Below are 13811 nucleotides of genomic sequence, written 5' to 3'. Positions count from 1 at the left end.
TCTCCATGGAAAATATCTTTTTAGACTACAAGACGGAATTAGTAGCAACCGTGGCCACCTTGGTTATCTTATTGGTACTGAGGTTTATCTTTGAGAAGACCATACGAAAAGTCGGTAAGATCAGTGATCTCAACAGGGCTCGTACTTTGCTTATAATCAAATACGTATCCATTGCCATTACTATTATTGGTGTGGTAGCATTAACCTTAATATGGGGTGTAAACGTAAAAGATCTCGGGCTTATATTTTCTTCGGTTTTTGCCGTAATAGGGGTGGCCCTTTTTGCGCAATGGTCAATCATAAGTAACATTACCGCCGGGGTCATTTTGTTTTTTTCATTTCCCTATAAAATCGGTGACCGAATAAAAATAATGGACAAGGATATAGCTGATAAAGAGGCAAATTATGAGACATATCTTATTGAAGATATAAGAGCCTACCACATGTTTTTAAGAAAAGACAGTGGTGAACTCATAACCTATCCCAACAATCTTCTCCTTCAAAAAGCAGTAGCACTTATCGATGCCACTAAGGAAATTAAGGGGGAATAGGAAATTTGTTAGTTTGTTAAAGAAGTTCTAAATGTAATTCCATCCCATTTTAATCTTTCTATATTTGGTCGCCGACAAAACCCTTCGATATGCGCCATATTTTGGTATTCTTTGCTGTACTTCTGCTAAGTCCTTTTAAAGGCCATGTCCAAACCGCTAAAAATACTTCCTCCTCCGAAATTTTTCAATCGCTTCAAAAATTAAATTTTTTGGGATCTGTCCTATATGTAGCGGCGCATCCTGATGACGAAAACACAAGGCTTATATCTTACTTTGCTAATGAGAAAAAGGCCAGAACCGCTTATCTATCCCTTACCCGGGGAGACGGCGGACAAAATATGATAGGCGCAGAGCTTAGGGAGCTTTTGGGCGTGCTTCGTACACAAGAACTCTTGGCAGCCCGGCGAATTGATGGAGGGGAGCAAATCTTTTCGCGTGCCAATGATTTTGGGTATTCCAAGCATCCCAAGGAAACGCTGAAAATATGGGACGAAAACGAGGTCCTGGCGGATGTGGTCTGGGCCATTCGGAATTTTAAACCCGATGTTATTGTCAATCGCTTTGACCATAGAACTCCGGGAACCACGCACGGCCACCATACCTCATCTGCCCAATTAAGTGTAGAGGCATTTGATTTAACGGGAGACCCTAAAGAATATCCTGAACAGCTTACCTATACGGAGACCTGGCAACCCAAAAGGTTATTCTTCAATACATTTTGGTGGTTTTATGGCAGTAGGGAGAATTTTGAAAAAGCGGATAAATCCAAGATGCTGACCGCGGACATTGGTACCTATTATCCCGTTTTGGGCGTTTCTAACAATGAAATAGCGTCCCGATCTAGAAGTCAACATAGATCCCAAGGATTTGGAACATTGTCCGTCCGAGGATCAGAAAACGAATACCTTGAACTCATAAAGGGAACGCTACCCAAGGATAAGACCAATATTTTTGAAGGAGTAGACACAAGTTGGTCACGTCTAGAAGGTGGAGCGGCTATTGGTGCCATCCTAACCCAAGTAGAAAAGACCTTTAATTTTATGGACCCAGCGGAACATATTGATGGGCTTTTACAGGCTTATGAATTGATCCAAGAGCTTAAGGACGATCACTGGCGGGAAATTAAGTCCAAAGAGATCAAGAAGCTTATTCTGGACGTAACGGGACTTTATCTTGAGGCTTCGGCCACTGAATCTTATACAAATCCCGGAGAGTCGGTTGAAATAGATATAGAGGCCATTAATCGAAGTAAGGTGGATGTAGTGCTCAAATCGGTCTCGTTATCCGGTAAAATGGCGGACAAAAAAGATATCGTCCTAAAGGAAAATCAAAAATTTAATTTTACGCTTGATCTTGAAGTTCCTAAAAATACAGCATACACAAGTCCCTACTGGTTAAATAAAAAAGGTAGCTTAGGTATGTATTCCGTGGAAAAACAAGAATGGATCGGAAAGCCAGAAACCCCAAAGCCTTTTGAAGCCCAATTCATACTCGATTTCAATGGAAATTCAATATCCTTTCAAAAGCCTGTGGTACATCGCTATTCGGAAAGGGATAAAGGGGAACTCTATCGCCCCTTTGAAATTTTGCCCAAAGCTACGGCACGTTTAGATGATAAGGTCTTGATCTTTGCCAATGCCGAACCTAAGAAAATTCCAATTACCATAAAGGCGCATGCCGATAATGTTGAGGGAGAGGTTCAGCTTTGCTTTTCCAAAGGATGGACGGTAGAACAAGAAATCAAGTCTTTCAAAATCGCAAAGAAAGGTGACGAACAAACGCTGGTCTTTTCAATGATACCGCCCTCTTATGAGGATGAAAGTTACATCACACCTTTGGTCAAAATCGATGGAAGTGAAATTTCCAAAGAATTGGTTACCATTTCCTATGACCATATTCCTACTCAATCCGTACTGCTGCCATCAGAAGCCAAAGTAGTTCGGTTAAACATTCAAAAAACCGGGGAAAATATCGGTTACATCATGGGAGCTGGGGACAAGGTTCCGGAAAGTCTGGAGCAGATCGGGTATACGGTTCATCTTGTAGATCCAAAGGATATTACCCCTGAGAACTTAAAAAAATTCGATGCTTTAGTAGTTGGGATCAGGGCTTATAATGTTGTGGACGAATTAAAGTTTAAACAACGATACTTGTTGGATTATGCTAAAAATGGTGGAAACCTTATTGTTCAATATAATACTTCAGGTAGATGGGACTCTCAATTCCCTAATATTGCCCCCTACCCTATTACATTATCCCGTGATAGGGTTACCGACGAAAATTCAAATGTAGAGATTTTGGCAAAGAACCATCCTTTGGTAAATTTTCCCAACACCATTACCAATGATGATTTTAAAGGATGGGTGCAAGAACGTGGGCTTTACTTTCCCAATAAATGGTCTGGAGAGTTTACTCCGATCCTATCCATGAACGACCAGGGTGAACCAAAGACTAACGGTAGCCTTATTGTAGCTCCATACGGCAAGGGTCACTACATTTATACCGGTTTAAGCTTTTTCAGGGAGTTACCGGCAGGAGTTCCCGGAGCCTATAAATTATTCTCGAACATGCTTTCGTTAGGAAAAGAAAAGATTGATACGGATACCCAAGTAAAAGGATAGACCATGCTGGAAAAATTAGTTTGGAAAAAAGAATACTCCCTGGTCTTGATCCTGAATCTGGTATATGTTCTTTTCTTTTACTACATAATGACAGCCTTTATCTAAATGGGAGCCTTAGATTGGATTATATTGTCAGGAACTTTATTGTTCATTGTCGCCTATGGGGTATGGAAAACCAGAGGTAGTGCCAATGTAAACGATTATATTCGTGGTGGCAATGAAGCCAAATGGTGGACTATAGGTCTTTCTGTAATGGCCACTCAGGCAAGTGCCATAACTTTTTTGTCCACTCCTGGACAAGCGTTCCATGATGGGATGGGTTTTGTGCAATTTTACTTCGGGCTGCCCATAGCGATGGTCATTATTTGTTTGGTCTTTGTGCCTATTTATCATAAACTAAAGGTTTATACTGCTTACGAGTTTTTGGAAAATCGTTTTGACCTTAAGACCAGAACATTGGCGGCCGTACTTTTTTTAGTGCAACGAGGTCTGGCCGCCGGCATTACTATTTTTGCACCATCCATAATTTTGTCCGCCGTTCTAGGATGGGACTTGCGTACGCTCAACATCATTATTGGCATATTGGTTATCATTTACACCGTTTCCGGTGGTACAAAGGCTGTTAGTGTCACCCAAAAACAGCAAATGTTCGTAATCATGTTGGGCATGTTCATTACTTTCTTCTTCATTCTTGGATATCTCCCAGCCGATATTTCCTTTAATAAAGCCATGAAAGTGGCTGGTGCTAGTAATAAACTGGAAATTTTGGATTTTAGCCTTGATCCAAAAAGCAGATATACTTTTTGGAGTGGCATAACCGGTGGACTGTTTTTAGCATTGGCCTATTTTGGCACAGATCAAAGTCAAGTTCAGCGCTATCTATCTGGTAAATCTTTACGTGAAAGTCAGTTAGGGCTTGTCTTTAATGGTATTTTTAAGATTCCAATGCAATTCTTCATTCTTCTTGTAGGTGTTATGGTATTTGTTTTTTATCAATATAACCCTTCGCCCTTAAACTTTAATCCCTCTGCCACGCAAGCGGTCATGGAATCGGAATATGCCGAAGATTATAAATTGCTTCAGGAGGGACAGAAGAAACTGGAGGATGAAAAAAGAATGGCCCAAAATAAATTCTCAGTGGCGTTGGAGATAAAGGAATATACGGCGGTAGAGGAAGCCGAACGCCAGATCATGAACATAAATAAAAAAGACAGTACCAATAGAGCCACGGCACGGGCTCTGATACAACAGGCCAACAAGGATGTAGAGACCAATGATAAGGACTATGTTTTTATTCACTTTATTTTGAACAATCTGCCCACAGGTTTAATCGGTCTTCTCTTGGCCGTCATTCTTTCCGCGGCAATGTCCTCAACCGCCTCGGAGCTCAATGCTTTGGGAACCATTACCGCTTTAGATCTATACAAGCGGAACAAAAATGGTGATTTCAGCCAGAAGCATTACGTTACCGTTTCAAAACTGTTTACACTTCTTTGGGGAATTGTAGCGATTGCCATCGCAAGTATTGCCAACCTTTTCGATAACTTGATCCAATTGGTCAATATTATCGGTTCTATCTTTTATGGTAATGTACTGGGTATATTTTTATTGGCTTTTTTCTTAAAATTTGTCAAGGGAAATGCCGTCTTTTTTGCGGCCCTATTGACACAGTTGATCATTTTTATCCTATATTATAACCTAATACATATCCACCCGTCCGGAGAGGAAAAACTAGGTTACCTATGGTTGAACTTCATCGGATCGGCTTTGGTTATTTCAATCGCCATAATTTTTGAAGCGTTTGATAGGATTTTGAAAGGTCCGTCCACAAAGTTACCGTAATCAACAAAGAAGCCTAAAAAAATGAAAAGGACCACGATTTCGATTTTTGTTCTGTTGAGTCTATTTTCCTGTTCCGAAAAAAAAATCGAAGTTGACCAGCGACCTAATATTTTGTTCTGTATCGCCGATGATGCCTCCTTTCCCCATATGGGTGCTTACGGGACAAGTTGGATAAAGACCCCAGCATTCGATAGGGTAGCCAAAGAGGGCCTGCTCTTTATGAACGCCTATACACCGAACGCCAAATGTGCCCCTTCACGTTCCGCGATTCTTACCGGTCGTAATTCCTGGCAGTTGGAGGAAGCGGCCAATCATTGGAACAACTTCCCATTGAAATTTAAAAGTTATATGGAAGCTCTGGGAGAAAATGGATATACCACTGGGTTTACGGGTAAAGGCTGGGGCCCGGGTAAGGCGGTATCCGCCAATGGAATACCCCGTGAGCTTACGGGAAAGGCATATAAAGACAAAACAATCGACCCACCGACAACCAAAATTTCCGGAAACGATTATAGTGCAAATTTTAAGATCTTTTTGGACAGTGCCTCTACCAATGCCCCATGGTGTTTTTGGTACGGGGGTTATGAACCCCACCGTGCCTACGAATATGGGACAGGTATTGAAAAAGGGGAAAAGGAATTATCGGATATCACGGAAGTACCCGGTTTTTGGCCGGATAACGAAACGGTTAGAACCGACATGCTGGATTATGCGTATGAAGTGGAATATTTCGATTTTCATCTGGAAAAAATAATTGCCATTTTGGAGGCTAATGGCCAATTGGAGAATACGATTATTGTGGTCACTGCGGACAACGGAATGCCCTTTCCTCGCATAAAAGGTCAGGAATATGAGCTTTCCAACCATTTGCCATTGGCTATTATGTGGCCCAAAGGAATCAAAAATCCAGGCAGGATAGTTCAAGAGTACGTTAGTTTCATTGATTTCGCGCCTACCTTTATTGACATCGCCGGTTTGACATGGGAGAAGACTCAAATGGCCCCTACCCCAGGAAAAAGCCTGACCGATGTTTTTAGCGATTCAAAAAGTATTACGGATAGGGATTTTGTTGTTTTTGGGAAGGAACGCCATGATGTGGGCAGACCTAAGGACCAAGGTTATCCTATTCGTGGAATCGTAAAGAACGAGTATTTATATGTCAAAAATTTTGAGCCGACACGATGGCCTGCAGGAAATCCGGAGACAGGATATCTCAATACGGATGGGTCTCCTACAAAAACGGTAATTCTCGATCTAAGGCGGAATGGAGAAAACGCCGAATACTGGCAAATGAACTTTGGAAAACGGCCTGAAGAGGAACTTTACCAAATAGGGAAAGACCCTTTATGTATGGATAATTTAGCTGATATGGATGAAATGAAATCCATAAAAACAGAGCTTTCAAAACTTTTAACCACAACGTTGGAAGCCCAACAAGATCCACGTGTTTTGGGAAATGGTGAAGTTTTTGAAAGTTATCCCTATATAGGTAAGGAAAGTAATTTCTACGAGAGATTTATGAATGATGAGAAAATGAACACGGGTTGGGTTAGTGACACCGATTTCGAAAAAGAAAAACTGGATTAGAATCCAACGGATTATGGAGAAATGTAATTTAAAATGGGTTCTAATATATACACTTCTTTTTTTAGGATGTAAACAGCATAATAGCCCTGAAGCGAAACCTCGAGAAACCTCAAAACCGAATATCGTCTATATTTTGGCCGATGATTTGGGGTATGGTGATCTAAGCATATACGGCCAGGAAAAATTCCGCACCCCGAATATCGATAAACTTGCGGAACAAGGTTTATTGTTCACACAACATTATTCCGGAAGTACGGTCTGTGCACCTTCTAGGTCTGCATTGATGACGGGCATGCATACGGGCCATACACCCATACGAGGCAATAAGAGCAATACGGAAGAAGGTCAGTTCCCCATAAGAGCCGAGGCCTTCACCGTGGCCGAAGTACTAAAAAAAGCCGGATATTCTACCGGTGCTTTTGGAAAATGGGGGCTAGGTTTTATCGGTACTGAAGGAGATCCCAATAAACAGGGTTTTGATCAGTTTTACGGTTACAATTGTCAAGGGCAGGCCCATCGTTATTATCCTACCCACTTGTGGGACAATGAACAAAAAGTAGTTCTTGAAGGTAATGACACTAAGAATACGGTGGTATACGCCCCAGATTTGATCCATAAGAAAGCATTGGACTTCATAAAAAGTAATGCCGAGCGCCCTTTCTTTTTGTATATACCCTCGGTAATTCCACATGCAGAATTAATTGTGCCCAAAGATTCCATTTGGAACACATTTGAAAATGTTTTTGAAGAAGCCCCATGGGGAACGGAGAACAACTCTGGCTCAAGGTGGAAAGGAAATGATTATGGTTCGGAGGATTACCATCCCAAAGGTTATGCGTCCCAGGAAAAACCAAGAGCCACATTTGCGGCTATGGTCTCTCGCCTAGATACGCAAGTAGGTGAAATAGTGCATCTCTTGGAACAACTTGGGATTTCTGAAAACACGTTGGTCATCTTTACAAGTGATAATGGGCCACATATGGAAGGTGGTGCCGATCCGGATTTTTTCAATAGCTCAGGGATCGTCCGAGGACGGAAAAGGGATTTATATGAAGGCGGTATCCGGGTGCCCATGATAGCCCATTGGCCTGGCACTATTGAGCCAGACCGAAAGACCGATCATTTATCGGCCTTTTGGGATATTTTACCCACATTGGCAGAACTAGCGGGTGCGGAGATTCCAAAAGACATTGATGGCATTTCTATGGTTCCTACTTTAAAAGGTATAAATGAGCAACAGAAACACAACCATCTCTATTGGGAATTCCATGAACAAAATGGAAAACAGGCTATAAGATTTGATGATTGGAAAGGAATTCGGTTAAATGTATACGATGACCCCGAAGCCCCAATAGAACTGTATGACCTATCAAAGGATATAAAAGAATTGAATAATGTGGCCTCTGAAAATCCTGAAATTGTGGCCCAGATCCAAACTTTAATGGAAACCTCAAGAACCGACAATCCCGATTTTCCATTTAAAGGAAATTGATTTTTGAAGTTTAGGACAGTGCCAAAACATATTAATATGCCGTCCTAGGATAGAAGTTGATGCTTGGGAATTGAGTTTTTAAGATCAATAAAATTAGAAGATGGTTTATAATTGCGTAAATAGCAAAGCTTCACGGCGTATATATCTCCACTTGCTGTTTTTAATAACTCTTCAATACGGTTGTTTGGATAGCGATACCAGTACGGACACGCCAACAAAACCGCCGAACATTTTATTCGCAATCAGCGATGATCAATCTTACTTCCACACGAGTTTCGCTGGAAGCGCATTTGTAAAGACTCCCGGCTTTGACCGTATTGCCAAGGAAGGTATATATTTTACAAATTGTTATGCCGGATCCCCGGGCTGTGCACCTTCCCGTAGCGCATTGATTACCGGCAGACACCATTGGCAAAATGAACAGTCCGGGCAGCATGCTTCCTCATGGCTAAAAAAACATGTCCCCTTTATTGATGAACTGAAAGCTTCCGGCTATCAAATAGGTAGGACCGGCAAAGGAGTGGGACCATTTCAGTATGCAAGAAACGAGAAGGATTCGTTATGGAGAAAAAACAACGCGGCAGGAATCACTCATTCCAAAATACAATTCGGACATGAATCAGAGCTTCCGCCGACCACCGGCATCTCTAAACTAGATTATTTCGCAAATTTCAGATACTTCATGAATGATGTGAAAAAGGATAAGCCTTTTTTCTTTTGGTTCGGCGGATACGAACCACATCGTGTATTCGAAAAGGGTTCTTGGAAAAAAATGGGCAAAAACTTATCAGATGTAGAAGTGCCCGACTTTTTGCCCGATACCCAAGAGATACGAAGTGATCTATTGGACTATGCTGTGGAAATAGAGTGGTTCGACAAACAATTCGTAAAAATGCTGAATTATTTGGAAGCTACGGGAGAGCTGGACAATACAATAATCATCGTTACCTCAGACAATGGAATGGCATTCCCTAGAGCCAAGGCGAATAGTTATGAGTATGGGGCACACGTACCGCTGGCTATACGTTATCCCAAAAATTTTAAAACAGGTGAAACTGTGCATGACTTGATCGGATTTAAGGATTTTGCACCTACTATCTTAGAGGCCGTGCAAGTCCGACCTAAGAAAATGTTAGCAATGACCGGGAAAAGTTTTTTGGAAATTCTAGAATCAAAAAGACATGAACCCACAGAGCGTAATAGAAGATATAGTTATGTAGGAAGGGAACGGCATTCTTCTTCTAGATATGCTAATTGGGGATATCCTCAACGAGCTATATTTTCCAAGGACTTTGTTTTTGTTTGGAATCTAAAACCTGAGCGATGGCCGGCAGGGGCTCCTCAAAAATATCATCCGAAAGATACCACTCAACTACTTCCCAGATATGGTATGGATTCTCGCGGAAAATATATTCCAGATGCCGCCTTTACGGACATTGATGACTGTCCTTCCAAAACATACCTGATTGAAAATTATAAAAATGATAGTATAACTCACTATTTTCGATTAGCACATGGCAAAAGACCTGAGTTTGAACTCTATGATGTAACGAACGATCCCTCGTGTTTGACTAATCTATACGAGAATCCAAATTTTAAGAAAACAAGGGAACAGCTTTGGGCAGCTCTACAAGGGGAACTTTTGAACTCTAGAGATCCGAGAATGGTGGGTCCGGAAAAAGAGATTTTTGATACGTACAAAAGATATTCGCGGATACGTAAATTTCCAAAGCCCTGATTAAATTTTAATTCTGCTTGTGTAATCCGTGTTACGGAACTAAAGTCTGGATGCAATCGGTTTCTCCAGTTTCTTTCGATAGACTGTTGGTGTGCAACCTTTTATGGCCTTAAAATGCCTATTAAAGTTCGATAAGTTTTCAAAACCAGACTCATAAGCTACTTGTGAAATATTATTGTTGGGTTCCGCTAATAGACGACAAGCATATCCAATACGTAACTTCAATAGGTAGCTCTTAAATGGCATACGATACATTTTTTTAAAAGCCAGAAAAAATTGAGTATTGGACATATTGGCGATTTCCAATACGTCACGCAATTTGATATCTTTCTTAAAGTTTTTCAAAATAAACTCCACAACGTCCCGCATAGGTCCGCTTTCGGACATATGATCTGTTTCCCTAAATACAGGACTACAAATAAATTCATACTCCTCGGTTGTTGCCAGTATCTCAAATATGGTGAACAAGGAATAAAAGCGTTGTGTAGGATTCATGTGTTGCATCCCCAAAATAATGTCAGTAAGTCTTTTTTTGGTCTTTCCAAAGAATCTACATCCCCTGGAAGCATGTGAAAAGAATGCTTTAAGCCCTCTATTTTCCGGCAAATCAAAGAAATGTTTTCCTATGAATTCTTCTAAAAACTGAATTACGTACCCTTTTCCGGTAAATGTTCCATCAGCTTTGTTGTAGGCCGTATCACATCGCCAAACGTGGGGTAGATAAGAGCCCAAAAAGACCAGATCTCCCTTCTTGAATTCACTAATATTATCTCCAACGATACGCACACCGCTACCCCTCTTAATATAGACAAGTTCGTACTCAGGATGATGGTGATAGATGCTAAATGCCTTTTCTTCTATATGGTAAATAAAAGATTGATTGGATTCTTTGAACAGTCTGATTTCGGTTGTTTCCATTCTTAACCCCTATTTAGATCGATACTCTTCTTCACAATTTCAGCGTAAAAGCCCTTGTTCAAGTAGCTAAATATAATTATTTGTATTAGATTATCGGTTTTTGCTATTATTAAATTTGAAGGCTTACGGATACATTTGAAATAAAATCTTACAAAATAACCTTGATTATTGAATTTTGTTTGGCTTTTTCGGAAAATTTTAAAAAATATCACAAATGAGAGAACTATGGACAAGATAAAAATCACACATCCCCAAAGAAATCCCAATTTTGTAACAGGAGCGTACTCGGATGGCGTAGTCTATAATGGGATGTTATTTTTAAGTGGCCAGGCCTCGGTAGATTTTGCTACTTCCAAGTTTGTACTGGGAAGTATTGAGGAGGAGACCAAACGAACCTTGGATAACATCAAAACCATTGTAGAAACAGCCGGTGGAACAATGGACGATGCTCTAAAGAGTACCGTACATTTAAAGGATATTAACGATTTTGATAAATTCAATGCGGTGTATGCCACTTATTTCACGGGAATAAAACCGGCCCGGACTACTGTACAATCCGTTTTGGGAGAGAATATTAAGGTTGAGATCGATATTGTTTTCAAATTGCCGAACGGTTAAAAATGATTAGTAGTGATGCATATTATACCCAGGCGGTTCACTCCGTAGATTCCCCAGCTCTTTTGGTCTTTCCTGATTTGGTACATCAAAACATTCTGAGTGCCTGCAAACTCGTAAAGGGCCAAAACACTATCTTAAGACCCCATGTAAAAACGGTAAAATGCTCTGAGGTAATAAAAATGGCACTGCAGCATGATATCGCTTGCTTTAAAAGCAGTACCATTTCAGAGTCGGAACTATTGGCCATGTCGGGGGTGCATGATGTGTTACTTTGCTATCAGCTTTCCGAGGTAAAAGCCTTGCGGTTTGGTGAACTTCGAAAAATGTATCCAAAGACTGTTTTTTCATCCCTCATCGATAATACAAATTCTGCTAAACTTTTGTCAGAACTATTCAAGGAACGCCCTATGGATGTTTACGTGGATATCAATTTAGGAATGGACCGTACGGGAATAAAACCTGAACAAACTTTGGATTTGGTCAGGGCGTGTTCCAATTTGAAAGGACTCAATATCGTAGGACTGCATGGTTATGACGGACATGTGCATTCGCCCGATCAAAAACTCCGGGAAACTGAATCGAACCGAATATTTGAGCAAATGAAACTCTTAAGGCAGGAGGTGGAGAACTATCTAGAAAGAAAAATCAAAGTGGTGATGGGTGGTTCCCCTTCATTTGCATATTATGCCAAAAAGGATGCAATAGAATGTAGCCCAGGCACCATTTTCTTTTGGGATGCCGGCTATCGATATAATTATCCGGAGTTACCATTTGTTCCGGCTGCAGTTCTATTAACACGAGTTGTATCGATAGTAGATAAAAACTTATTGTGTTTTGATCTAGGTAGTAAGGCCGTTGCCGCAGATCCTCCGCAGCCTAGGGTAGAAATCCTTGATTTGGAAAATCAGAAAATCGTTGGTCAGTATGAGGAACATTTGGTGGTGGAAGTCCCGGACACATCGGAATATAGGGTCGGCCAGCCTTTTTTTGCTATTCCCTATCACATATGTCCTACCGTCAACTTGTATGAAACAATGGAAGTAATACGGGAAGGCAATCTTGTTGAGACCTGGACGGTACCCGCGCGAAATAGGAAAATCACAGTTTAGGGATGAGAGCATCGGATATCAAATTAAACCATGATAAGTCCGCCAGACTGCTGGAGCGATCTAAAAAGGTTTTGGCAGGTGGTGTTTCTTCGGAATTTCGGAAATTCAACCATCCCCATGCTTTATTTTATGATCGTGCAGAAGGTGTGTACCTATATGACGTGGACGGAAACAAGTATCTTGATTTTACCCTAAGCCAAGGCCCAATGATCTTGGGACATTCCCATCCGCATATAGCTAAGCGCGTTAGGGAGTATAGTGAAAAAGGGCAACTTTATGCAGGTCAGCACTTGTTGGAAATTGAGTTGGCCGAAAAATTGAATGCACATATTCCATCAGCCGAAATGATGCGTTTTTGCCTCGATGGTTCCACAGCGATACAAACCGCTTTCCGTGTGGCCCGTGCAAAGACCGGACGCAACAAATTCATCCGTTTTGAAGGGCATTACCACGGGTGGTTGGATAATGTTTCGTGGGGACTTACGCTGGATGAGAAAAAAATGGGTTCCAGGGAAAACCCTACGCCATTGCCTTGGACTTCGGGTATGGCGGCAAGGGCCTCCGATGAATTTATTTTGTTACCTTGGAATGACCTGGAATTGGTAAAAAAGACGCTAGAAATACATCATGATTCTATTGCCGCCATAATCACGGAACCTATTATGTGCAATAGTGGCTGTATACTCCCGCAAGAAGGATTTTTAGAGGGTCTTCGGGAGCTTTGTGACCACTACGGTTCGGCCTTGATTTTTGATGAGGTGATTACAGGTTTCCGTACAGGTTTGGGCGGTGCCCAAAAATACTTTGGCGTAACCCCGGACCTTTCCATTTTTGCCAAAGCCCTGGCCAGTGGTTATCCTATCTCAGCCATTGTGGGCAAAAAAGAATGGATGCACTTGGTCGCGGAGGGAAAAGTAATCCACGCAGGCACTATGAACTCGGCTTGCCCGCTTATTGCCGCAGCATTGGGGACAATAGAGGTTTTAGAAGAAGAAGGCACCCATAAACGTATGTATGATCTTGGTCTTCAGTTGATGGAAGGGCTTAGGAATGCCGCTGAAGAAACCGGACAAAATTTATTGGTCCAAGGGTTGGGCCCTATGTTCCATACTGGTTTTACAAATGAGGATAAAATTAGAGAGTTTAGGGAACTTGGGGCATACGAGCAGCCAAAGTCCAAAATGTTTATACATGGCCTACAGCAAAAGGGTCTTCGGGTCATAGGAAGAGGATTGTGGTATATATCGGCCGTACATAAACAGGAACATATTAAACATGCCATAAAAGTGGCAAAAGAAGTTTTAATGGAACTCAAATAACTCAGCGAAAGTATTC

Annotated in this window: 10 protein-coding genes; 9 read left to right on the top strand and 1 reads right to left on the bottom strand. The window is 41.3% G+C overall.

The genetic code is table 11. From position 1 onward, the window contains the following. The first annotated feature begins 5 nt into the window (after positions 1-5). The 6 genes from ACP2AF_RS14360 to ACP2AF_RS14335 all read left to right on the top strand — a co-directional run bounded on the left by ACP2AF_RS14360 (position 6) and on the right by ACP2AF_RS14335 (position 9831). Complete coding sequence (locus tag ACP2AF_RS14360; RefSeq protein WP_425236842.1) at positions 6-551, top strand: mechanosensitive ion channel domain-containing protein; 546 nt, start codon at positions 6-8, stop codon at positions 549-551. 89 nt (positions 552-640) lie between these two features. Next, positions 641-3172, top strand: coding sequence for a PIG-L family deacetylase (locus tag ACP2AF_RS14355; protein WP_425236841.1), 2532 nt, complete (start codon positions 641-643; stop codon positions 3170-3172). Positions 3173-3277: 105 nt separating this feature from the next. After that, positions 3278-5014: a sodium:solute symporter gene (locus ACP2AF_RS14350; RefSeq protein WP_425236840.1), complete on the top strand. Its 1737-nt coding sequence runs from the start codon at positions 3278-3280 to the stop codon at positions 5012-5014. 21 nt (positions 5015-5035) lie between these two features. Then, on the top strand, positions 5036-6601 hold the full coding sequence (locus tag ACP2AF_RS14345) for a sulfatase family protein (protein WP_425236839.1): 1566 nt from the start codon (positions 5036-5038) through the stop codon (positions 6599-6601). A gap of 13 nt (positions 6602-6614) precedes the next feature. Beyond that, entirely contained in the window at positions 6615-8093 is a 1479-nt protein-coding gene (locus tag ACP2AF_RS14340) for an arylsulfatase (protein ID WP_425236838.1), read from the top strand. A 184-nt stretch (positions 8094-8277) separates the two neighbouring features. Continuing rightward, positions 8278-9831 (top strand): sulfatase family protein, encoded by a 1554-nt coding sequence (locus ACP2AF_RS14335; RefSeq protein ID WP_425236837.1) that lies wholly within the window; start codon positions 8278-8280, stop codon positions 9829-9831. A 39-nt stretch (positions 9832-9870) separates the two neighbouring features. Here the strand turns inward: ACP2AF_RS14335 and ACP2AF_RS14330 are convergent, their stop codons facing one another. After that, positions 9871-10749 carry an AraC family transcriptional regulator gene (locus ACP2AF_RS14330; protein WP_425236836.1) on the bottom strand — a complete coding sequence of 293 codons (879 nt, stop codon included), beginning with the start codon at positions 10747-10749 and terminating at the stop codon, positions 9871-9873. A gap of 225 nt (positions 10750-10974) precedes the next feature. On the opposite strand from ACP2AF_RS14330, the gene ACP2AF_RS14325 reads away from it, so the two are divergent. Genes ACP2AF_RS14325 through ACP2AF_RS14315 form a run of 3 tightly spaced genes read left to right on the top strand, consistent with a single transcriptional unit; the run spans position 10975 to position 13795 of the window. Beyond that, positions 10975-11367, top strand: a complete 393-nt coding sequence (locus ACP2AF_RS14325) for a RidA family protein (RefSeq protein ID WP_425236835.1) — start codon at positions 10975-10977, stop codon at positions 11365-11367. A gap of 2 nt (positions 11368-11369) precedes the next feature. Further along, on the top strand, positions 11370-12476 hold the full coding sequence (locus tag ACP2AF_RS14320) for an alanine racemase (RefSeq protein WP_425236834.1): 1107 nt from the start codon (positions 11370-11372) through the stop codon (positions 12474-12476). A gap of 2 nt (positions 12477-12478) precedes the next feature. Next, the gene (locus ACP2AF_RS14315; RefSeq protein WP_425236833.1) at positions 12479-13795 is read left to right on the top strand and encodes an aspartate aminotransferase family protein; all 1317 of its coding nucleotides are present in this window, start codon (positions 12479-12481) and stop codon (positions 13793-13795) included. Positions 13796-13811: the final 16 nt, after the last annotated feature.

The sequence above is a fragment of the Ulvibacterium sp. genome (assembly GCF_965248315.1).
Lineage (GTDB): Bacteria > Bacteroidota > Bacteroidia > Flavobacteriales > Flavobacteriaceae > Ulvibacterium.
Note: the sequence above shows the minus strand (reverse complement) of the source record. Positions and strands in the feature narration are given on the sequence as shown.

Excerpts from the sequence above, each read along its gene's own strand:
- ACP2AF_RS14360 (WP_425236842.1), top strand. The coding sequence starts at position 6 with ATGGAAAATATCTTTTTAGACTACAAGACGGAATTAGTAGCAACCGTG.
- ACP2AF_RS14355 (WP_425236841.1), top strand. The coding sequence starts at position 641 with ATGCGCCATATTTTGGTATTCTTTGCTGTACTTCTGCTAAGTCCTTTT.
- ACP2AF_RS14350 (WP_425236840.1), top strand. The coding sequence starts at position 3,278 with ATGGGAGCCTTAGATTGGATTATATTGTCAGGAACTTTATTGTTCATT.
- ACP2AF_RS14345 (WP_425236839.1), top strand. The coding sequence starts at position 5,036 with ATGAAAAGGACCACGATTTCGATTTTTGTTCTGTTGAGTCTATTTTCC.
- ACP2AF_RS14340 (WP_425236838.1), top strand. The coding sequence starts at position 6,615 with ATGGAGAAATGTAATTTAAAATGGGTTCTAATATATACACTTCTTTTT.
- ACP2AF_RS14330 (WP_425236836.1), bottom strand. The coding sequence starts at position 10,749 with ATGGAAACAACCGAAATCAGACTGTTCAAAGAATCCAATCAATCTTTT.
- ACP2AF_RS14325 (WP_425236835.1), top strand. The coding sequence starts at position 10,975 with ATGGACAAGATAAAAATCACACATCCCCAAAGAAATCCCAATTTTGTA.
- ACP2AF_RS14320 (WP_425236834.1), top strand. The coding sequence starts at position 11,370 with ATGATTAGTAGTGATGCATATTATACCCAGGCGGTTCACTCCGTAGAT.
- ACP2AF_RS14315 (WP_425236833.1), top strand. The coding sequence starts at position 12,479 with ATGAGAGCATCGGATATCAAATTAAACCATGATAAGTCCGCCAGACTG.